The organism is Pantoea sp. IMH, assembly GCF_000599885.1.
GTDB lineage: Bacteria > Pseudomonadota > Gammaproteobacteria > Enterobacterales > Enterobacteriaceae > Erwinia.
Window position 1 is genome coordinate 596081 of sequence record NZ_JFGT01000005.1, and the last position, 22270, is coordinate 618350.

Genomic DNA, 22270 nt, shown 5'->3' on the forward strand with positions numbered 1-22270 from the left:
TGGCGGAAGGAATAAGGCGGTGTGCCATAAATGGTGTTGCTCTTCACCATCCGGCACGGCGCATAGTGATATTACACTAATAAAATGAGGTGGATTATTTCAGGGCCAGAGATTCTGCCTGGCCTGCCACGGTTGTATCGCCAGCCAGAGCGGGTTCCCCGGCGGCGATGGATGACGCTTCAGCAAGCGTGTGCACACGTTCTGGCTGTGATAACGCGGCTGGAACACCCGGCGCGGCCTGTGCGGCAGGCGACTGCACGGTGCGAAACGCCAGCAAGGCGTCTTCCGGCTGCGGACGGCTGAGCAGAAAACCCTGGAGCTTATCGCAGTGGACCCTGGCCAGCGCCAGCCGCTGCGCTTCCGTTTCCACCCCTTCCGCCGTTACCGACAGTCCCAGCGAGTGGCCAAGCTTGATCACGGAAGCCACGATAGTGTCCGCCTGCTCCTGAATACCGAGCAGCCGCGTAAAACAGCGGTCGATTTTAAGCGTATCCACAGGAAACTGCATCAGATAGCTGAGACTGGAGTAGCCGGTGCCAAAGTCATCAAGCGCGATACGGTAGCCCGCTTTGCGTAAGGTCTGAATGGTTTCCAGCGCATAGTGCTGGTCTTCCAGCAGCACGCCTTCGGTGATCTCAAGCTCCAGCTGCCGGGGATCGATGCCGTGCAGCCTGACCGTGGCGTTCAGCTTGTCGATAAAGTTGCCCGCCAGAAATTGCAGTGGCGAGACGTTCAGCGACAGAAACAACTCAGGGCAGCGTTTCGCCATGCCGCACGCCTGATCGATCACCCAGTCGCCAAGCGGGATGATCAGGCTGGTCTCTTCCGCTATCGGAATAAAATCCACCGGGGAAATAGGGCCCCAGTCCGCATGCGTCCAGCGCAGCAGCGCCTCAATGCCGAGCATCTTTTTACCGCTGATATCCATAATGGGCTGATACCAGAGCGCCAGGCCGGTGGCGCTGTCCAGCGCCAGGCGCAGCTCTTCCGCCAGCAGCTGACGCTTCTGAATGGCTTTCCCCAGCATTGGCGCATACATCCGGTAGCGGCCCCGCCCGTCAGCCTTGGCGGCGCAGAGCGCGATATCCGCCATGCGCATCAGCTCCAGCTTCTCCCTGCCATGCAGCGGTGCCAGCGCCACGCCAATACTGACGCCCGCCCAGAGCGAGTTTCCCATGAGCGTCACCGGTACCATCAGCTGGGTGATGACCCGCTGACAGAAAAGGGCGATTTGCGCTTCGCTGTTCATGCCGTTAACCATAAACATAAACTCATCGCCACCCAGCCTCCCCAGGGCGTCGCCCTTTTCCAGCAGCAGGGAGAGCCGCTGGCTCATTTCGATAATCATCGCATCACCGGCATGATGGCCATAGGTGTCATTGATCATCTTGAAACGGTCAAGGTTCAGGACCAGCAGCGCAAATCCGGCATCGTCGTCGGAAAGCTGCCTTAGTTTGCCAGCCAGCTGGCTTTCCATCGCTGAACGGTTAAAGAGTCCGGTGAGAGAATCCCGTTGTGCCAGCTGCCTGGCATGGGCTTCGCTGGTTTTCAGCCGGCGTACGGTATCGGCGAGGTTGCAAGATGCAAACCAGAGGCGGCGGCTCACCAGGATGCACATGATCAGGATGGCGAGCAGGGTGATAACTGCCAGGGGGCCGGTCACTTTCAGCATCTGGGTGCCGGGGCGCATCGGCTGCCAGGAGACGTAGCTGACGGGGATATTTAACCCTGACTCCAGTAAAAATCCGCTCCTGTTTTTTTCGCTGTCAGGCACAAAGCGGAAGTCGCTGACCACGCCGCGGTGTTCAAGAAAGTCGATGAAGCTGTGATGGAGATAGCGAATAAAAACCAGCCGTTTTCCGTCGCTGTTGGGCAGCGCTCCGATAGCCATCTCTGCAACGCGATCGTTCAGGCGGACAAAGTCACCGGTAAAAGAAGAAGGTGTCTGAGGAGAGGCGAGCAGCGCCAGCCAGGGCGAGAGCCGCGCACCGATGTCGTTAAAGCGTTCAGGCGCCACCGCTTTCCCTTCATGCCAGGCCGAGAGCGGCTGATTAGCGGCATCAAGCAGATAGACCTCATCATCGCCAGCGAGACGGGTAAGCCAGCCAATCAGCGTGTGACGGCCCGCAGGCGTGGCGAGCTGCGTGGTAAATTCCGGCCAGCTAATCAGGTTATGGTGCTGACGCAGGTAGTCGGCAAGATGCTGAGTAAAAAGGTTTTTTATGACCTGTTGCTGTTTTTCTTCTGCTTTGGCATTGCTCAGCGTGGTGACCCACCAGGTGGTAAACCCGTAGCTGAGAAACGCTAACAGCACCACCGCCAGCATAGGCGCAAGCACGTAATGGGCGAAATGGCGTCTTAACCTGGCCGCAGAGCTGTTGTCGTTATTCATTTCTTTTCCAGCGTTAACGGGTCAGTGGCCAGTAATGCTGGCTCCGGCGAAGTGAAAACACTACCTCATTGGCTGGTATCGGCAGGAGTTGCCGAAGACTTTAGCGTCGTGTTCCTGAAGCCTGGCGGGGCGGTATCAGCCTGCTGTCCGGTTACTTTGCGGATCGGCAGTTACCGGCATCGGCGCTTCGTCCGGAGGAAGAAAAATATGATCCATAATATTGCGCACGACCGGTGCGGCAGTCACGCCGTTAAGGCCACCATTTTCCAGAATAATTGCCATCGAAATTTTCGGGTTATCGAAAGGGGCAAACGCGGTATAGAGCACATGATCGCGCAGGCGAACCGGGATATTTTTGGCGTTATAAATTTCGTTCTGCTTCAGGCCGAAGACCTGGGAGGTGCCGCTTTTTGCCGCGATGCCGTAGGGCGCGGTGTGAAAATATTTATAACCGGTGCCGTTAGGTTCGTTGGCCATACCGTACATCGCACGGCGCACCAGCGCCCAGTAAGGGGAATCCGCATCGCCCACCTGTTCCGGCGGCAGCGTCGGCTTCCAGGAGGCGATATGCCGGCCTTTCTTCTGCTCATAAAGCAGGTGCGGCTGGATGGTACGTCCGTTATTGATCAGTGTGTTCAGCGCCTTAAGCATCTGAATCGGCGTGGCAAGCCAGTAGCCCTGGCCGATGCCGACGGCGATGGTATCGCCCTGATACCAGCTTTTTTTATGCACTTTGCGCTTCCACTCACGGTCCGGCATCAGGCCGTTATATTCTTCATTAAGATCGATGCCGGTCGATTTGCCGTAGCCGAACTTGCTGAGGAAAGGATGGATGCGGTCGATGCCCATCATAAACGCCACCTGATAAAAGAAGGTGTCCGCCGACTCTTCAATCGCACGGGTGACGTCCAGCATGCCGTGGCCGGTTTTTTTCCAGTCGCGATAGCGGCGATGGGTGCCGGGCAGCGTCCAGGTCGGCGCGCCGAAGAAGGTGGTTTGCGGCGTGATAACGTGAGAGAGCAGTGCCGACATCGCCATAAAGGGTTTTACGGTGGAGGCGGGCGGATAGAGGCCCTGAGTAACGCGGTTGATCAGCGGCAGACTCTTATCTGCCAGCAGCGCTTTATAGGCTTTATAGCTGATGCCCCTGATGAAAGGATTCGGATCGTAGCTGGGGCTGGAAACCATCGCCAGCACTTCGCCATTACGCGGATTTTCGATAATGACCGCCGCTCGCTGTCCCGCCAGCTGTTTTTCCACATACTGTTGCAGATGAAGATCGAGCGTCAGGTAGATATTTTTGCCCGCCACCGGCGGCACTTCTTTCAGCACGCGTACCACGCGACCATGATTATCCACCTCCACTTCGCGGTAGCCGGTCTGGCCGTGGAGCACGGATTCGTAATAGGCCTCAATGCCCTGTTTACCGATATTATGGCTGCCCGCGTAGTTTTCACTCAGGCCCGCTTTTTCAAGCCGCTGATAATCGCTGTCGTTAATTTTTGATACATAACCCACCACGTGCGCCAGGTCAGCGCCATAGGGATAGCGGCGATCTTTATAGCTGCTGATGGCCACCCCGGGAAAGCGATACTGGGTGACGGAAAAGCGGGCGACTTCCTCATCGCTGAGCGCATTTTTCACTACCACAGGCCGGTAGCGGCTGGCGGTGCGCAGCGACTCTCTGAAGCTTTCGATATCCGCGGCGGAGAGATTCACCACCGGCGTAAGCTGCTTAATCAGCGCATCCATATCGTGAATTTTATACGGCATCACTTCGATATCGTGCCAGGTAATATTCTTTACCAGCGCAATGCCGTTGCGGTCGTAAATGATCCCCCGCGTGGGAGCGATAGGCAGCGTTTTGATATCATTTTCGTCAGAGCGGGTCTGATAATAGTGATGCTGCTCAACCTGAACGTGATAGAGATGAACGATTAACGTTGCAAAACCCGCCAGCACCACCCCAAACGCCACCAGCGTGCGCCGGGCAAATAATTTTTCTTCTTCTGCAAAATCTTTAAATTTCATTACCAGCCGTTGGCGTTATCTGTCTCATTTCTCTCTTTATGATAAAGACGCCGCACAAAATCACGACCTCTAAGATGCATTTGGCGCGGCTAAAGTGTGTCATTTGTTAAAAATGTTACACTTCTGACATGGTGAATGTGGCATCCGCCAGCAAATAAACCGCCGGTAAGCGGTGGCCTTGCAGCTTTCGTGCGTAACAGCGCAGCCTGGCCATAACAGAGGAAACGGAGACGATGAGAAACAGAATTACCCTGATCACTGGCGGCGATCGCGGCATTGGCCGTGCGACGGCCCTGGCGCTGGCAGAAAAAGGCCATCAGGTCTGTATCGGATTTCGCCAGCGGGAGGAGAGTGCGATGGAGGTGGTTGAGAAGATACGCCATGCTGGCGGCACCGCCATCGCCGTTCAGGCGGATATCGCCGAAGAAGAGCAGGTCGTGGCGATGTTCCGGCAAATCGACCGCGAGCTTGGCCCGCTCACCGGGCTGGTGAATAACGCCGCGATACTGATGCCGCAGTCCACCATTGAGGCGATCTCCGTACAGCGGCTGGCCACGATGTTCGCCACCAATATCAGCGGCAGCTTTCTCTGCGCCCGTGAAGCGGTGAAGCGGATGGCGGTGCGTCACGGCGGTGAAGGCGGCAGCATCGTTAATGTCTCTTCCGCCGCTTCCCGCCTCGGCGCGCCGCATGAATATGTCGATTATGCTGCCTCAAAAGGAGCGATAGACACCTTTACCACGGGCCTCGCCGTGGAAGTGGCCGGGGAGGGTATCCGGGTAAATGCAGTGCGTCCGGGATTTATCTATACGGAAATGCATGCCGACGGTGGGGAACCTCTGCGGGTGGAGAGGGTAAAAGCGAGCCTGCCGATGAAGCGTGGCGGCCAGCCGGAAGAAGTGGCGCAGGCGATCCTGTGGCTGCTGTCCGATGAGGCATCTTATGTCACGGGAAGCTTCCTCGATCTTGCTGGTGGGAAATAACCTGCCACCGAAACGCGCAGTACCCTGGCGCCTCAGTCCGCCTCCCCGTCCTGCTTTCAGCGGGGCGGTTTTACGAGATCTTTCTTCCCCCATCAGCGCCACTCACTCCTGACAATGCCCTGCTAACGTAGCCCGTTTATGTGCTAATTTCAGGCTCACTTTCTGAGGCTAATGATTACCGGCATAAAGCCAGTCACAGCAACTGCGCCAGTTTTCATTCTCCCTTCATCAAGCGCTTTAGCCGATCCAGCCAGCGCGCCGGATTCAGCGAATGCACATAAAGAAGCGAACCGGCCTCCCGGTTTAGCCGCTCAGCTCCGCGTGATTTTTATGATTTCTTTATATCTCCCTCCCCCCTTTTAACGACATTTTTATATGTAATTTTTTAGACTTTTAGTCACTTAACTATAAGGGGAGTTTCACCGTGAGCCTTGGATTACTGTCCGGCCTTGCGCTGGTGTGCCTGTTGCTGGGCTATCTCTTTTATGCCCTGTTCCGGGTGGAGGCGTTCTGATGGCGTCAGAAGCATTTTTACTGCTGGCCAGCTACCTGGTCATATTACTGATCCTGGCGCAGCCGCTTGGCCGCTACCTTTCCGCGCTGATCGCCGATCGGCCCCTACGGGCGCTGGCACCGGTGGAAACCGGGCTCTGGCGTCTCTGCGGCGTGCAGGATAACGACATGAACGGGCGGCAGTATCTGACCGCCATCCTGCTGTTTAATCTGGCCGGGCTGCTCTTTCTGTTCCTGTTGCTGATGCTGCAGGGCGTGCTTCCGCTGAATCCGCAGCAGCTGCCGGGGCTCTCCTGGCATCTGGCGCTGAATACGGCGGTCAGTTTCGTCAGCAACACCAACTGGCAGGCCTACGCGGGCGAATCCACCATGAGCTATTTCAGTCAGATGGTGGGGCTTGCCGTGCAAAACTTCCTCTCTGCCGCCACCGGTATCGCGGTCGTTTTTGCCCTGATCCGCGGTTTCGCCCGTCGGGAAACCACCTGTCTGGGCAACGCATGGCGCGACCTGATGCGGATAACGTTGTTTGTCCTGTTACCGCTGTCGCTAATCATGGCGCTGTTTCTGGTCAGCCAGGGCGTGATCCAGAACTTTTCTCCCTATCTGAGTGCGACAACGCTGGAAGGTGCGCAGCAGATCCTGCCGATGGGGCCGGTTGCTTCGCAGGAAGCGATCAAACTTATCGGCACTAACGGTGGTGGCGTATTCAATGCTAACTCGGCCCATCCGTTCGAAAACCCGACGGCGCTGACCAACTTTGTGCAGATGGTGATGATCTTTCTGCTGCCCGCCGCGCTCTGTTTTGCCTTTGGCGACACACTGCGCGACCGTCGGCAGGGGCATACGCTGCTCTGGGCGATGTCGCTGATTTTTATCGTCGCGGTCATTCTGGTGATGCTGGCGGAGACCGCCGGGAATCCGCATTTCCTGGCATCAGGTGCTGACAGCCCGCTGAACTGGGAAGGGAAGGAGAGCCGGTTTGGCATTCTCAATTCCAGCCTGTTTGCGGTGATCACCACGGCGGCCTCCTGTGGCGCGGTGAATGCGATGCACGACTCGTTTACCGCGCTTGGCGGCATGATCCCGCTGTGGCTGATGCAGCTGGGCGAAGTGATCTTCGGCGGCGTTGGTTCAGGGCTGTATGGCATGTTGATTAACGTCATGCTCGCCGTGTTTATCGCCGGGCTGATGATTGGCCGCTCGCCGGAATATCTCGGGAAAAAGATCGGCGTAACGGAAATGAAAATGGTGGCGCTTTATATCCTGATCGCTCCCTCGCTGGTGCTGCTGGGCAGCGCGCTGGCGATGATGACTGAGGTGGGCCGGGCCGGGATTTTTAATCCGGGGCCGCACGGCTTCAGCGAGGTGCTCTATGCGCTCTCTTCTGCCGCCAATAATAACGGCAGCGCCTTTGCCGGACTGTCAGCCGCTACGCCGTTCTGGAACCTGCTGCTGGCTGCCGCCATGCTGCTGGGGCGCTTTCTGCCGCTGCTGCCGCTGATGGTCATCGCCGCTTCACTGGCCGCGAAAAGAACGCAGCCGGCCAGCCCCGGCACCTTACCGACCCACGGCCCGCTCTTTGTCGGCCTGCTTATCGGCACCGTCTTGCTGGTCGGCGCGCTCACCTTCGTCCCGTCACTGGCGCTGGGGCCGGTGACCGAACATTTGCAGTTAACGACGCATTAACCGGCGGAGAAGAATCATGCAGCAGTTACCTTCAGCGCAGCGCAGCGCCCTGTGGCGGGCGGCGTTTACCGGCGCATTCCAGAAGCTCGATCCCCGCGTGCAGTACCGTAATCCGGTGATGTTTGTGGTCTATCTGGGCAGTATCCTGACGACGCTACTGGCTTTCAGCAGCACTACGCCGGGCTTTTTTTCCGTGGCTATCGCGCTCTGGCTCTGGTTTACCGTCCTGTTTGGTAATTTTGCCGAAGCGCTGGCGGAAGGCCGCAGCCGGGCCCAGGCGGAAAGCCTGAAAGCGATCAAAAAAACCAGCTGGGCGAAAAAACTGGCGGCGGCAGACTATGATGCTGCACGGCAGGAGGTCCCCGCTGAAAGCCTGCGCAAAGGGGACTTCGTGCTGGTGGCGGCGGGCGACATCATTCCCTGCGACGGGGAAGTACTGGCGGGCGGTGCCTCCGTTGACGAGAGCGCCATCACCGGCGAGTCGGCGCCGGTAATCCGCGAGGCAGGCGGCGACTTTGCCTCGGTGACGGGCGGCACGCGCATGCTCTCCGACTGGCTGATCATTCAGTGCAGCGTCAATCCGGGAGAAACCTTTCTGGACCGGATGATCGCGATGGTGGAGGGCGCCAGCCGCCGCAAAACGCCGAACGAAGTGGCGCTCACAATTCTGCTGATTGCGCTGACTATCGTCTTTCTGCTGGCCACCGCCACGCTCTATCCGTTTTCCGCCTGGGGCGGCACGCCGGTCAGCGTCACGGTGCTGGTAGCGCTGCTGGTCTGCCTTATTCCCACGACTATCGGGGCGTTACTTTCCGCCATCGGTATTGCGGGCATGAGCCGGATGCTGGGCGCGAACGTTATCGCCACCAGTGGCCGGGCGGTGGAGGCGGCTGGCGATGTGGACGTGCTGCTGCTGGATAAAACTGGCACCATCACCCTGGGAAACCGTCAGGCCAGCGCCTTTCTGCCCGCGCCCGGCGTTGAGGAGAAAGCGCTGGCAAACGCCGCCCAGCTCGCGTCACTGGCTGATGAAACGCCGGAAGGGCGCAGCATTGTGGTGCTGGCCAAGCAGAAGTTTGGCCTGCGGGAGCGGGACCTGGCCAGCCTTGATGCGACCTTTATCCCTTTTTCCGCGCAGACCCGCATGAGTGGCGTGAATACCGGACAAATCCTGCTGCGTAAAGGCGCGGCGGACGCGATTCGTCGTCACGTTGAAAGTAACGGCGGTCAGTTCCCCGCAGAGGTGGAAAGCCTGGTGGAGCAGGTCGCCCGCAGTGGCGGAACGCCGCTGGTGGTGGCCGAGGGCAGTGTGGTGATGGGCGTGGTGGCGCTAAAAGATATCGTAAAAGGGGGGATTAAAGAGCGGTTTGCCGAGCTGCGCCGGATGGGGATAAAAACCGTGATGGTCACCGGCGATAACCCGCTAACCGCCGCCGCCATCGCCGCCGAAGCGGGCGTGGATGACTTTCTCTCGGAAGCGACGCCCGAAGCCAAGCTGGCGCTCATCCGTCAGTATCAGGCGGAAGGCCGGATGGTGGCGATGACCGGCGACGGCACCAACGACGCCCCGGCGCTGGCGCAGGCGGACGTGGCGGTGGCGATGAACTCGGGAACCCAGGCCGCCAAAGAGGCCGGAAACATGGTGGATCTGGACTCCAACCCCACCAAGCTGCTTGAAGTGGTGCATATCGGCAAGCAGATGCTGATGACGCGTGGATCGCTGACCACCTTCAGCATCGCCAACGACGTGGCGAAATATTTTGCCATTATCCCGGCGGCCTTCGCCGCTACCTATCCGCAGCTCAATCAGCTTAACGTGATGCGGCTGCACTCGCCGGATTCGGCGATTCTGTCGGCGGTGATTTTTAACGCCCTGATCATTGTGCTGCTGATCCCGCTGGCGCTGAAGGGCGTCAGCTACCGGCCCGTTTCCGCCGCCTCGCTGCTGCGCCGTAATCTCTGGCGCTATGGCGCAGGCGGGATCCTGGTGCCTTTTGTCGGGATAAAACTGATCGACATGTTACTGACTGCTCTGCATCTGGTCTGAGGAAAACGCATGAATATTTTACGTCCTTTGTTTTCTGTGTTTATTTTGCTGCTGATAATCACCGGTCTGGCTTATCCTCTGCTGACCACCGCGCTGGCGCAGTGGTGGTTCCCTGATGCGGCGAACGGATCGCTCGTCGTGCAGAATGGCGACCTCCGTGGCTCCGCGCTGATCGGCCAGCAGTTTACCCGCGCGGACTATTTTCATGGCCGTCCCTCCGCAACGGCAGAGGCGCCCTATAATGCGCTGGCGTCGTCGGGCAGTAACCTGGCCGCCAGTAATCCGCAGCTGGATGAGGCGGTACAGCTGCGGGTTGCCGCGCTACGCGCAGCGAATCCTCAGGCTTCTGAGCAGGTTCCCGTCGTGCTGGTGACCGCCTCGGCCAGCGGACTTGATCCGCATCTGCCGCCAGCCGCCGCGGAATGGCAGGTGCCGCGCATCGCCCAGGCACGGCATTTACGTGAGCAGGAAGTGAGGAAGCTGGTGGCAGAAAACACCCGCTATCCGCAGCCCGGCTTTCTCGGCGAACCGGTCGTGAATATCCTGACGCTGAACAGGGCGCTGGATGCCTTAACCCACCCATAAGGGAGCACCATGGTAAAAGAACCTCAGCGGCCCGATCCCGATCTGCTGCTGGCTTTGGCCGGCAATGAAAGCCGGGGGAAACTGAAAATTTACTTTGGCGCCTGCGCGGGCGTGGGGAAAACCTGGAGCATGCTGCAGGAAGCGCGGCGCTTACGGGCGCAGGGGCTAGATGTGGTGGCGGGCGTGGTGGAAACGCACGGGCGGCAGGAGACGGCGGCGTTACTGACCGGACTTGAGCTGCTGCCCCGACGGGCCGGTGAGCGTCCCCATCACCAGGCGTTCGATCTGGATGCGGCGCTGGCACGTCGTCCGGCGGTGATCCTGATCGACGAACTGGCGCATTCCAACGTGCGCGGCAGCCGTCATCCCAAACGCTGGCAGGATATTGAGGAACTGCTGGAGGCGGGCATCGATGTTCTGACTACCGTCAACGTGCAGCACCTGGAAAGCCTGAATGATGTCGTCAGCGGCATTACCGGGATCCGGGTCAGCGAAACCGTACCGGATCCCTTTTTTGACGCCGCCGATGAGATCGTACTGGTCGATCTTCCGGCGGACGATCTGCTGCAGCGCCTGCGGGAAGGGAAGGTCTACGTTGGCGATCGCGCGGAGCGGGCGATTGAGCACTTTTTCCGCAAAGGGAATCTCTACGCACTGAGGGAGCTGGCGCTGCGCCGCACTGCCGATCGGGTTGACGATCAGGTGCGTGCCTGGCGCGAGATTAAAGGGCGCGAAGAGAAGGTCTGGCATGTCCGTGATGCAATCCTGCTCTGCATCAGCAGCGATACCGGCAGCGCCAAGCTGGTACGTATTGCGGCGCGCCTGGCGGCCCGGCTGGGCTGTGAATGGCATGCCATCACCGTTGAAACCTCTTCGCTGCACCGGCAGGGAGAAGCGCGGCGGCGGACGGTATTGCGGACCCTGCAGCTGGCCCAGAGTATGGGCGCGGAAACGGCCAGCCTCTCCGGTACGGATGAAGCGAGCGCTACCGTCCGCTACGCACGGGAACATAATCTTGGCAAAATTATCGTCGGGCGCACCACGCAGCGTCGCTGGCGCTTCACGCCCTCTTTTACCCAGCGCCTCAGCCAGCTTGGCCCCGATTTCGATCTGATTATCGTCGGGCTGGATGACGCGGTGGATTTCAAAACCGAACGCAGTGGCGATCTTCCGGCGAGCAACGCCAAATGGCAGCAGAGGCTGCGCGGTTGCGTTGCCGCCGTAACCCTCTGCGCGTTGATTACGCTGACCGGCCAGTGGCTGCTGCCCGGTTTTTCCCCGACCAATCTGGTGATGATTTATCTGCTGGGCGTGGTACTGATCGCCACGGGGTTTGGCCGCCTGCCGTCCGTTTTCGCCGCCTTGCTGAATATTCTTGCCTTCGACCTGGTCTTTATTGCGCCGACCGGCAATTTCAGCGTGCATGACACGCAGTACCTGATGACCTTTGCCGTGATGCTGGCGGTCGGTGTAATCACGGCCAATCTGACCGCAGGGGTACGCTATCAGGCACGGGTGGCGCAGCACCGGGAGCAGCGGGCGCGTTATCTGTATGAGATGGCGAACGGGCTGAGCCGGGCACGTCTGCCGGAAGATATTGCGCGGATCAGCCAGCAAATTGTCGGGGCGGCGTTGCAGGTCCGTTGTGAAATCTGGCTGCCGGATGCGCAGAACAGACCAGTGGCGCCCGACGTGAAAGCGCTGACCACCGTGCCCGATCCGGCGATCGTCAAATGGTGCTTCGATAAAGCTCAGGAGGCGGGCGCAGACAGCGATACCTTACCCGGCGTGCCCTATAAAATCCTGCCGCTGATCGCCTCCGGCAGGGCGCTGGGATTGCTGATTATCGAATCCGGCCATTTCCGGCACCGGCAGCCTGAACAGCAGCGATTACTGGAAACCTTTATTATGCTTATCGCCGGGGCGGTTGAGCGGTTTACGCTTACCCAGCGCGAGCAGTACTCCCGGCTGGCAGCCGAGCGGGAAGAGTTACGCAATTCGCTGCTGGCGGCCCTTTCTCATGATCTACGCACGCCGTTAACGGTGCTGTTCAGCCAGGCGGAAATTCTGACGCTCAATCTATCCGCTGAGGGTTCCGCCTATGCCGTGCAGGCCAGCGAGATACGGCAACAGACGCTCAGTACCATACGTCTGGTGAATAACATGCTGGATATGGCGCGGATTGAGTCGGAGGGGTTCCGGCTGCGGGCGGACTGGGTGGCGCTGGATGAGGTGATTGCCAGCGCGCTACGGGCGCTGGATGGCGTATTTCCGACGCAAAATGTTCATCTGGCGCTGCCCGACGAGATGCTGCTCCTGCATGCTGATGGCCCGCTGCTGGAGCGGGTTTTCGTTAATCTGCTGGAGAACGCCTGGAAATATGCTGGCGCCCAGGCCAGTATCCTTATCCGCGCGGAACAGCAGCAGGATAAACTGCGGATTGCCATCGAAGATAACGGGCCCGGCATTCCCGACGATAAAGCGCGCCAGATTTTTGATAAATTCACCCGTGGGCACGAGGAGTCCGCCGTGCCCGGCGTTGGCATGGGGCTGGCGATCTGCCGGGCTATCCTGACCCTGCACGCGGGTGATATTGTCGCCAGCAATCTGCCGCAGGGAGGCGCCTGCTTTACCCTGACGCTGCCGCTGTTGCCCCCACCCGCCATGGAGGAACACCCTGAGGAAACACCATGAGAAATTTGCTGATTATCGACGATGAAAAACAGATTTGCCGCTATTTAAGGGTCGCGCTGGAAAACGACAATATCCGGGTGTTTGAGGCCGGAACGCTGGCGCAGGGACTGACCGCCGCCGCCGCCCGGCGTCCCGATCTGGTTATCCTCGATCTGGGCCTGCCGGATGGCGATGGCGTGTCGTTTATCCAGCAGTTTCGTCAGTGGAGTCCTAAGCCTGTCATCGTGCTTTCCGCCAGGACGGGCGAAGAAGATAAAATTGCCGCGCTGGATGCGGGCGCGGACGATTTTCTCTGTAAACCCTTCGGCATGGGCGAACTTCAGGCGCGGGTTCGCGTTGCGCTGCGTCGCCACGACCAGGGCAGTGAAGATGTGGTCACGTTCGGAGATATTACCGTTAATCTCAGTGCGCATACCGTCACGCGCGGTGATGCATCGCTGCATCTCACCCCCACGGAGTTTCGTCTGCTGGCGCTACTGGTAAGCAATCCGGGAAAGGTGCTGACGCAGGCGCAGATCCTCCGGCAGGTCTGGGGGCCTAACGCCAGTAATAACAGCCACTATCTGCGCATCTATATGGGCCATCTGCGTCAGAAGCTGGAAGAGACGCCGGCCCGCCCGCAGCATTTCATCACGGAAAATGGCGTGGGATACCGGTTCGTGCGCTGACTGGCACTTAGCAGTAATAACGAACAGGGCGGAGCGGGACGCTTCCTGCTACCGCGAAAGAGCCGGCTGGTCGCATCCGCGAAACCGCTCACGCCTCAGTCGCGCCTGCGGCTATTGCCGCTCAGCCTCCGGACAGTGAACCTCAGCAAGCCGGGAAAGATAGCGCGGCTCATCGTTGGTTTTTAAAGCCTGAACCACGGAGAGCAGCTGATCGTGATGTGGCGCATCTGCTAAAAACCGCTGCCTTAACGCTTCATCAGGCACGCTGGCCGGGATCTGGCAATGGCTGCGCAGGTCGTCGGTCATTTTTTGCTGTTTCAGGGCAAAAGCGAGATTTTTATAGGGCGACCCCGCCTGCGCGACGGGCACAGCTAACGCCAGCAGGATCAGCACCCTTATCAGGTAAGTCATATTCTTCTCCCGGTTAATTGAGAATGTTCAGGCAGATAGCATCAGCATAGTCGCTTCCTTCAGCCTCGTGGGCCTGACTCATTACAGAGAGCGGGATCGAAAACCGTTTTCCACGCTTTTTTCATATCGACGATGACCCAGCCCTTTTGGGGAGCCTGTCTGAGCCCGCTGATAAGCTTTCCACTGGCTGGCGGATGCGCATCGTAAGCATATTCACGCGCAGCATCGGTGTGATGAACCAGTAAACCAAAGGTTTTGTAGGTCGGATTGGCGGAAGTGTACTGTAGCATCGGCACATCGCCGTCGCTGTTACCGAAAGCACCGACCGGACGCCGTCCCATAAAGAGATGGATGGCGACCGGCTTCATCGCTTCATCATCATAGAAGGCACCGTTCATCGTTTTCCGCAGTTGCGTGCCATTATCGGTCAAAGAGAATTCACTCAGCGAAAAGGAGCCGACAACCTGTTCGGGTGGAATGCCATACATTTTTTCCGCCAGCACGCGCATAAAATCGATGCCGCCACCGGACACAATCCAGGTTTTGAAACCGTTATCCCGCAGATAATCCAGCAACTGGCGCATCGGCTGATAGCCAAGCTGGTCATATCGGCAACCGAAACGCACATGCTGATGGCTCCCGGCCCAGTTGCTGACCCGCTGGCTGAATGCTTCCGTTGTCATACCGCTGTGCGTAAGCGTCATCAACTGCATCAGCCCCTTTTTGCCCGACTGCATCACCGCGTTCATATCGTTGTTAATAACCGCCTGTACTAAGGCATCGTTATTCCATTCCGGGTGTTGCGGGGCGAGGCGTTTGATTTCATCCATCACAAACTGCAGTTGAAAGGTCAGCGGCGCTTCCGGCCACAATGTGCCGTCATTATCAAACACCACATAACGCTGACTGACGGGGATGAAATCTTTGCTATCCGATGAGGTGGTTTCCTGCACCCATGTTTCAATAGCCTGTTTTGCGTGACCGTCATTCCATGCGCTAAGCGGATCGTCTGCCGCGAAAGCCGAACTGAGATGAGCCGTCATCAGCACTGCCAGCAAGGATTTTAGTTTCATCATTTTTGCCTTTTAGTGGGAAGCAGGTCGGGCAGCGGGACGATCCGCCAGTATTCACGTAGTCGCTGCACCAGCCTTTGCAGACTGTGGCTAACAATACGTCGGAAAAAGAAGCCCGCAAGCAGCAGCAGTACGATCGCTGCTGCCGTGAGCCATGGCATCCAGTTGACGGGGGCGCGGGCTTTCAACGCCTGTTCACTGCCCGCCGGACGCGCAGCGGCAAGGGTGTAATGGGCTCCGGGTAATTCAGCCAGCTGCCACTGGTGCTGGCGCGTATCCCACCAGCGCAAACGCAGCGGGGGGATCACCAGCTCACCGGCTTGAGAGGGCAGATAACGCAATCGTTCTTCACGCTGTGCGCCGACGATCTCATCCCGTCCCTGCGTCAGGTTGCTGTTTACCGGTGGCAGACGCTGCGCACCGGAACCGGGAATGGCATACAGTAATTGCGGAATTTGCACGGCAATCACATCAGTGGCACGCAATGTCACCACCCGCTCAATGACGTCACCGACGTGTAACTGCTGATCCTCCGTTGCGCGGTAGATATGCCATTGCTGCGAAAGTTCAAGCGTGCTGGCAGGTAAAAAACGGTCCGGCTGACGCACGTCGGCGGGCCAACTGACCGCTTTCTCCAACACCGGTAGCGACACCGTTTTCGGCGGCTGATTCGCGGAGAGCATCACCACATCCGCCGCTGGAAAACGCAGCGTGCCCTGATCCCATGCCATCACCTGGCGTTCCATGCGGATACCACTCCAGCTGATCCCATCGCTATTACGCGTTACCAGCTGATTGGGCAGCGGCGTGTTAAGCAGATTGCCGTTTTCAATGACCATTTCCGGCCATTGCGGCGGCGGATTAAACCAGCTGTCGGTCCAGAAGGTCACAGCAATCGTTACTGGCTGGCCCGGCACCAGTTGATCGGGTGCAACCAGCTCACGCGTCATGACCATTTCAGCTCGTACCGGCAGGTTTAGCAGCAACAGCAGACAAACGATAAGTCGCTTCATGGTGCCTCCGCTGGCGCAGCGCGGTAGAGATTTTCCAGCAAACCGCCAGGCGAAAGGGTGAGATTGCTGTACCACTGTTCAGCCGAGGGCGCCGCGCCCGCGATGGGCTTCATATCCAACTGGTTCACGCCCTGATCGGGTTTGAGATCATGTTTAATGGCGTCAGGATCTTCGTCTTTCTGCTCATGCTGATCGGCCTGGCGGTCGCGTTCTTTTTGCCGCAGCTGCATGATGATATGCGCAATTTTCGCCCGATTTTGCTGAGCCATTGCCCATTCGGGCCGTAAACTCAGCGCCTGATCGTAGCTGTTCAGCGCCTGCTGCCAGACTTTCTGTTGTGCGTAACAGTTGCCCATCCACAACAGACTTTCTGCAGTGGCCGGAACCTGACGAAAAGCCCCCAGAGCCGCGACATAATCTTCTGCATAATAGAAGGCGATACCCCGCCGTAACGGGTCCTGAAAGCGCTGGGCGGCGGTTTGATAGTGACCGCGGTCAAAGGCGAACTGACCCTGCACATCGGGGCGTACCCATGCGTCCAGCAGTGCCGCTGAACTGCCGGGTGACCAGGCGAGCAACGGCAGCATCACCACCGCCAGGCAGAGCAACTGCTGTCGCCAGAGCAGCAGTAGCAACAGCATCGGGACGATCAACAGATAGCCGCTGTTCTTCCACTGCCAATCCTGCCGGCTGTTCTGCTGCGCCGTCATGCTCTGCCGGATATGACCGCTGACCGCACGAAGGTCGTCATCTTCGGCAGAGACCAGTGTCACCGGAATACCGCCATCACGAACCTGTTCGAAACGCGCGACATTGAGGCGCGTATCAATACCCTGCGACGCCTGCGCTTCCGGCAACGGTCCTCCTTTTGCCGTACCCGCGACCCAGATCTGCAGCGGCAGGTTTTGCTGCCGCAGCCAGTCAACGTCCTGCGCAGTCATACTGTCAGCCACCAGTATCAGCGCTCGTGGGGCTTCAGGTGTTGCGGGCAGATTTTTAAGCGCAAGGGCGATCGCCTCACGCAGCCCGGAACTCTCACCCTGTGGCACCAGTGTTGGTTGTTGGGCCGTCAGGAACAGGTTATAAAAATCGGCATCATTGGTCAGCGGCGTGGTAAGCCAGGCATCAGCGCTGTAGATCACTAAACCAAAGTGGCTGCCGGGCATTTGCGTCATCAGCGCGGTGATTTTCTGCTGCATGCGCTGATGGCGGTCAGGCGGCACATCCTGTGCCAACATGCTGAGATCCTGCTGCAGTATCACCATCACATTGTTTTCGGGCGTGAATGCGGCGGGCAGGTCGCGTTGCCAGCTCGGACCGGCTAACGCCAGGACCCCAAAGCCAAAGAGCCACGGCAGCACCTGACGCGTACGCACCCGCTGACCTTTAATCAGCGCCGCGGCAAATGGCTTTTCCATGACACGATGCCAGACACTGCCTGAGCGCTGCGCGAAAAAAAAGAGCAGCGGACAGAGCAGCAAACCCAGTAATCGCCAGGGATAGAGGAAATGGAAATCGCTCATGCACGTCGCCTCATCATTGTGCTGCTGATGGCAAACAGCAGTAACACCAGGAGTGCAAGGGCTAACGGCCAGACGAACAGCGGACGATGCCAGGCTAAGCCCAGCGTTTTCACTTGTTCCGGCGTCTGCGCATCAATTTGCTGCCAGACCTGCGCCAGCGCATCGCGGTTAGTCGCCGCGCGCCAGGCATTACCGCCGGTAATCCGGGCAATAGTGTCCAGCAGCGCCGTATCCACCTTATCTTCACCGCTGCTGTTGACCTCACCAAAGGCGATGGTATGCACCCTAACGTGATGCGCAGCGGCAAGCTGTGCGGCAAGCTTAGGATCCAGCAGAGAAGCGGTGTCATTGCCATCGGTCAGCAGAATTGCCATTTTTGACGCGTCAGCGTCCAGGCTGTGATCCAGCAGTTTCACCGCCACGCCCAGCGCATCCCCCACCGCAGTCTGCTGGCCAATCATGCCCGGCGCGAGCTGGCTGATGCGCGCTTGCAGCGCCTGTTTATCCTCGCTGATCGGCGCAAAAGGCCACGCCTGGCTGGCAAAAATCACCAGACCGATGCGATCGTTTTTGCGCTGACTGATAAAGGTGCGCACCGTTTGCTGTACTGCCTGTAAACGTGTCTGTCCGTCCTGACCGTCGTTTTTCTCCATCGAGCCGGAGACATCCAGAATCAGTACGATGTTGCGCATCGGCTTTATTAGCGTTTTTGGCGGCATCAGATATTCGGGCCGGGCCAGTGCAGTAATCATTAAGACCCAAACCATCCAGAACAGCAGCCGGTGACGCCAACTGGGCTGCGGCGCCGGGGCTGAGAGCTGCAGGGCTTCAGCCAGCTCGGTTAAAAAAGGCACCCGCACCTGTTCACTCACCGGCCGCTTTGACGGGAGCAGGTAGTGGGTAATCAGCGGTAAAAATAGCAGCACGCCCGCCCACGGCCAGGCGAAATCGATCCGTGAGATAAAATCAGACATGAGGCAGCGTCTCCAGCCAGTGACGCAACTGCATTGCAATACGCTGATTGATGGCACTTTCCAGTTGATTGTCAGGCTGACAATAACGACGGCACATCAGCGCGCGCAGCTCCTCGTCCAGCGGTGTCTGCGCCAGAAGCTGTTCCGGCGACCGCCACTGGCTGACCCGGGCACGCGGGTGTTGCACCAGAAGCACTCGTTTGATCCATGTTATCCAGCCATCCACCTGTTGCTGGGGAAGTTGCTTTCTGGCTTCGCGCCGCCAGCGGTTGCGGCGAAAGCGCGCCAGCACGCTCAGCAAGGCAATGAACATCATCAGCAACACAATAACGCCGAGCACCGTCCAGCCAGGCGGTAGCGGGAACCATGAAGCGGCGGCTGGCAGAGCAGGATGCGCCAGTTCCGGTGTGCTAAACCCTTTTGCCAGCATGCGCATCCTCCTGCTGTAGTTGTGGCAGCACGGCTTCACCGCTCACGATAGTTTTTACCGTAATCCCCACGCGCTGTAACCGGCGTTGCTGCTGCGCCAGCCGCCCGGTGACGCTTTGCTGAATGCGATCGCTGAGGTGAGAAGTGAGATTGAGCGCGGTGCTTACGTCATGGTAATACGCCGCAAGTTGACCGTGCGGGGGCAGGCGGCGATGAAGATCATCGAGTGTGACATAGGCGGTAATTTCGCAACGGCGACGCAGATGAGCCAGCACCGCATCGCAATGTGTATCCAGATCGTGAAAATCACTGATAATCCCCAGCCAGCTACCGGAGGGCAGCAGGCGAACAATACGTTGCAACGCGTCTGACAGGGAGACGGTCTGGCGAGGGGGTTGCGCATAATGGGCAGGAAGCTGCGCATTCAGACGCTGGATGTCGGTTAGAATCGGCATCAGATTGCGTTTCGGCGCACGGCAGGGATGCAGCGCCAGTTCATCATCACCCAATATCGCGCAGCCCAGTCGATCACCGTCATGCCAGCTTCGCCATGCCAGCAATCCGGCAATGTTTCCAGCGGCTACCGATTTCATCTGCAGGCGGGTTCCGAAGTACATGTCCAGTCGCTGATCCACAAGAATGAATACTGGTCGTTCGCGCTCCTCATTGTAGAGGCGGATCCATGGTGAGCGGAGGCGCGCTGTGGCCTTCCAGTCAATCAGCCTGACGTCATCGCCTGGCTGATAGCGGCGTAAGCTATCGAAGTTCAGACCACGTCCCTGCTGACGTGACACGCGCTCACCGGTTAATGCGCCGGGTGGGATTTGCCCTGGCGGATTATCCAGTCGCTGTGCGTCACCCGCCAGCGCCATCAGATCAGCCAGTTCAAGCGTCAGCGGCTGAGACATCACGCCACCACTGCGTTAAGGAGCATAGCGATCGCCTGGTCGGGCGTGCAGTTGTCGGCGTTTGCCTGATAGCTCAACAGCAGACGATGGCGCAGCACAGCCGGCGCGATGCGTTGAATATCTTCTGGCAACACCGCATCACGGCCATCCAGCCATGCGCAGGCGCGACCACAGCGATCCAGGGCAAGTGTGCCGCGCGGGCTGATGCCGAGGCTGATATAACCCGCAAAGGCTTCGCTGACCTGATCGGGATGACGCGTCATTTCGACCAGGTTAACGATGTACTGTTCAACGGTCGGCGCCACATAAACCGTGGCGATTTCACGCCAGCATTCGGCGATATCCTGTTGGCTTATCAGTAACGGGGCGGTTTCTGGTATAGGATTTTCATGCTGATCTGCCTGATATTTCGCCTGCTGCTCAGCGCGAACCAGTTGCATGACCAGTTGCTCATTCTCTTTCGACGGATAATCGACAATCACCTTCATCAGAAAACGGTCAAGCTGGGCTTCAGGTAAGGGCCAGGTGCCTTCCTGATCGACCGGGTTTTGCGTGGCTAACACCATAAATACGCCGGGAAGCGGCCAGGTTTTACCGGCCACAGTGACGTGACGCTCTTCCATGGCCTCCAGCAGCGCCGACTGCACGCGGGCTGAGGCGCGGTTGATCTCATCGGCGAGGATGATATTGCCGAACACCGGGCCGGGGCGGAAACGAAACTGATCTTCTTCCCGTGTGGCATTCTGCTGATAGATTTCGCTGCCGGTAATGTCTGAGGGAAGCAGGTCAGGCGTGAACTGAATACGACGAAATTCGCCTTCGATATGGCGAGCCAGCTCGCGCACCGCACGCGTTTTCGCCAGACCTGGCAAGCCTTCCAGCAGCACATGGCCATCACACAATAAGGCGACAATCAGCATTCGCACCAGCTCCTGCTGCCCAATCACCTGCTTGTTCATGCTGGCTTCCAGCGCCAGCAGCTTTTCACGGTTATTCATCATGCATGTTCCACCGGCTGACGTTTCAGAAGCGTGGCGATGCCGACCAGCATCGGCTGCGCGTAGTGAAAGAAAGCCTTGATGCCGGGACAGAGATAGTTCAGCCCCAGCTCGCCCTCTTCGCTGCGAACGATGCGGTTTTTTGGGCATTCGCCATAACAGAGCTTGAGGTAAGGGCAGCGTTTACAGGCAGCCGGCAGCGTTTCCCGCTTGCCGAGGCCAAACGCCTTTTGCCGCTCCGAAAAGGCCATATGCGCCAGCCTGGTGGTTTGCACGTTGCCCAGCTGATATTCGAGATAGACGTAGTGATCGCAGGAAAAGATGTCGCCGTTTTTCTCAATCGCCAGACCTTTGCCGCAAAATTCAGACGTGATACAAATTTGCGCGGGCATCCCCATGGTTTGGGCGACGGCGGTTTCAAACAGATTGACTTGCACCCGGCCTAAATCGTTGTTCACCCACTCCTCGAACACGGCAATCAGAAAGCGCCCCCAGTCATCGGGATCCACTGACCAGTCGGTGACGATCGAATCAAGATCGCCGGGTTTAGCCCGGCGGCTGCCGGTGACCGGAATCGTCTCGTCCCGCCAGAACTGCGGGGCGGTCTGTTTGAAATCGACCGGCTCAACGCAGGGGTTAAACTGGATATAGGTCGCGCCCAGGTCACGCGTCAGAAAGCGGTAAACCTCCAGCGGGAAGCGCGCGTTGGTACGGTTCACCGTCACCAGCGCGTTAAAGGGCACCTGATGTCGTTTAAGCGCCGCCACCCCGGCCATGACTTTTTCAAAGGTGGGTTTGCCGCTGCGGGTCACGCGGTAGCGGTCATGGAGTTCTGCCGGGCCATCAATGGAGATGCCGACCAGAAATTTGTGCTGACGCAGAAAGCGCGCCCAGCTGTCATTCAGCAGAATGCCATTGGTCTGCAGATCGTTTTCGATGCGCTGTCCGGGCTTCTGGTACTTCTTCTGTAGCGCGACGATTTTTTCAAAGTAGCCGAGTCCCATCAGCGTGGGTTCGCCGCCCTGCCAGGAAAAAACCACCTGATCGCCATCCTGGCTGTCGATATATTGCTGAATAAAACTCTCCAGCACCTCATCGCTCATCCCGCTATGTCTGTCCTGCTCCAGCAGCTGCTCTTTATGCAGATAAAAACAGTAATTACAGTCAATATTGCAGCGCGAGCCGGTCGGTTTCGCCATTACATGAAAACGGCGCTGATAAGCCGGCCCTTTGCCGTTGAACTTCTCCGCGGTCGGCAGCGGTTTGACGGGCAGGGTTGTGCTGAACTTCATGAACGCCTCCTGAAAACCGGGTGGAGAAGCCCACCCGGTAAAGTTTTCCT

General features: G+C 58.4%; 18 protein-coding genes. 7 read left to right on the forward strand and 11 right to left on the reverse strand.

What is annotated here, in order from left to right:
• Window positions 1–94: 94 nt before the first annotated feature.
• Both EA20_RS0111060 and mrdA read right to left on the reverse strand, forming a co-directional pair.
• Window positions 95–2392 (reverse strand): bifunctional diguanylate cyclase/phosphodiesterase, encoded by a 2298-nt coding sequence (locus EA20_RS0111060; RefSeq protein WP_024966888.1) that lies wholly within the window; start codon window positions 2390–2392, stop codon window positions 95–97.
• A gap of 135 nt (window positions 2393–2527) precedes the next feature.
• A complete protein-coding gene (mrdA, locus tag EA20_RS0111065; protein ID WP_024966889.1) occupies window positions 2528–4423 on the reverse strand; it encodes a penicillin-binding protein 2 in 1896 nt (631 codons plus the stop codon).
• Window positions 4424–4656: 233 nt separating this feature from the next.
• Between mrdA and EA20_RS0111070 the strand changes: the two genes are divergently transcribed.
• The 7 genes from EA20_RS0111070 to kdpE all read left to right on the forward strand — a co-directional run bounded on the left by EA20_RS0111070 (window position 4657) and on the right by kdpE (window position 13599).
• Window positions 4657–5406, forward strand: coding sequence for an SDR family oxidoreductase (locus EA20_RS0111070; protein ID WP_024966890.1), 750 nt, complete (start codon window positions 4657–4659; stop codon window positions 5404–5406).
• 424 nt (window positions 5407–5830) lie between these two features.
• Window positions 5831–5920: a potassium-transporting ATPase subunit F gene (gene kdpF / locus EA20_RS19695; RefSeq protein WP_038381579.1), complete on the forward strand. Its 90-nt coding sequence runs from the start codon at window positions 5831–5833 to the stop codon at window positions 5918–5920.
• Window positions 5920–7605 (forward strand): potassium-transporting ATPase subunit KdpA, encoded by a 1686-nt coding sequence (gene kdpA / locus EA20_RS0111080; protein WP_024966891.1) that lies wholly within the window; start codon window positions 5920–5922, stop codon window positions 7603–7605. Before kdpF ends, kdpA begins: the two co-directional genes overlap by 1 nt.
• A 16-nt stretch (window positions 7606–7621) precedes the next feature.
• Window positions 7622–9652 carry a potassium-transporting ATPase subunit KdpB gene (kdpB, locus tag EA20_RS0111085; RefSeq protein WP_081772572.1) on the forward strand — a complete coding sequence of 677 codons (2031 nt, stop codon included), beginning with the start codon at window positions 7622–7624 and terminating at the stop codon, window positions 9650–9652.
• Window positions 9653–9661: 9 nt separating this feature from the next.
• Window positions 9662–10237: a potassium-transporting ATPase subunit KdpC gene (kdpC, locus tag EA20_RS0111090; protein ID WP_024966893.1), complete on the forward strand. Its 576-nt coding sequence runs from the start codon at window positions 9662–9664 to the stop codon at window positions 10235–10237.
• A 9-nt stretch (window positions 10238–10246) separates the two neighbouring features.
• Window positions 10247–12931 (forward strand): two-component system sensor histidine kinase KdpD, encoded by a 2685-nt coding sequence (gene kdpD / locus EA20_RS0111095; protein ID WP_024966894.1) that lies wholly within the window; start codon window positions 10247–10249, stop codon window positions 12929–12931.
• The gene (kdpE, locus tag EA20_RS0111100; RefSeq protein WP_024966895.1) at window positions 12928–13599 is read left to right on the forward strand and encodes a two-component system response regulator KdpE; all 672 of its coding nucleotides are present in this window, start codon (window positions 12928–12930) and stop codon (window positions 13597–13599) included. Before kdpD ends, kdpE begins: the two co-directional genes overlap by 4 nt.
• 111 nt (window positions 13600–13710) lie before the next feature.
• Here the strand turns inward: kdpE and EA20_RS0111105 are convergent, their stop codons facing one another.
• Genes EA20_RS0111105 through EA20_RS0111145 form a run of 9 tightly spaced genes read right to left on the reverse strand, consistent with a single transcriptional unit; the run spans window position 13711 to window position 22220 of the window.
• Window positions 13711–14010, reverse strand: a complete 300-nt coding sequence (locus EA20_RS0111105; protein ID WP_024966896.1) for a YicS family protein — start codon at window positions 14008–14010, stop codon at window positions 13711–13713.
• Between the two features lie 59 nt (window positions 14011–14069).
• Window positions 14070–15083, reverse strand: a complete 1014-nt coding sequence (locus EA20_RS0111110) for an HAD family phosphatase (protein ID WP_024966897.1) — start codon at window positions 15081–15083, stop codon at window positions 14070–14072.
• Window positions 15083–16096 (reverse strand): BatD family protein, encoded by a 1014-nt coding sequence (locus EA20_RS0111115; RefSeq protein ID WP_024966898.1) that lies wholly within the window; start codon window positions 16094–16096, stop codon window positions 15083–15085. The genes EA20_RS0111110 and EA20_RS0111115 overlap by 1 nt, the downstream gene beginning before the upstream one ends.
• On the reverse strand, window positions 16093–17619 hold the full coding sequence (locus EA20_RS0111120; protein WP_024966899.1) for a VWA domain-containing protein: 1527 nt from the start codon (window positions 17617–17619) through the stop codon (window positions 16093–16095). The genes EA20_RS0111115 and EA20_RS0111120 overlap by 4 nt, the downstream gene beginning before the upstream one ends.
• Window positions 17616–18593 carry a VWA domain-containing protein gene (locus EA20_RS0111125; RefSeq protein ID WP_024966900.1) on the reverse strand — a complete coding sequence of 326 codons (978 nt, stop codon included), beginning with the start codon at window positions 18591–18593 and terminating at the stop codon, window positions 17616–17618. Before EA20_RS0111125 ends, EA20_RS0111120 begins: the two co-directional genes overlap by 4 nt.
• Window positions 18586–19023 (reverse strand): DUF4381 family protein, encoded by a 438-nt coding sequence (locus EA20_RS0111130; RefSeq protein ID WP_024966901.1) that lies wholly within the window; start codon window positions 19021–19023, stop codon window positions 18586–18588. The genes EA20_RS0111125 and EA20_RS0111130 overlap by 8 nt, the downstream gene beginning before the upstream one ends.
• Window positions 19004–19930, reverse strand: a complete 927-nt coding sequence (locus EA20_RS0111135; protein WP_024966902.1) for a DUF58 domain-containing protein — start codon at window positions 19928–19930, stop codon at window positions 19004–19006. The genes EA20_RS0111130 and EA20_RS0111135 overlap by 20 nt, the downstream gene beginning before the upstream one ends.
• Entirely contained in the window at window positions 19930–20928 is a 999-nt protein-coding gene (locus tag EA20_RS0111140; RefSeq protein WP_024966903.1) for a MoxR family ATPase, read from the reverse strand. Before EA20_RS0111140 ends, EA20_RS0111135 begins: the two co-directional genes overlap by 1 nt.
• Window positions 20928–22220, reverse strand: a complete 1293-nt coding sequence (locus EA20_RS0111145) for an anaerobic sulfatase maturase (protein ID WP_024966904.1) — start codon at window positions 22218–22220, stop codon at window positions 20928–20930. The genes EA20_RS0111140 and EA20_RS0111145 overlap by 1 nt, the downstream gene beginning before the upstream one ends.
• Between the last annotated feature and the right edge of the window lie 50 nt (window positions 22221–22270).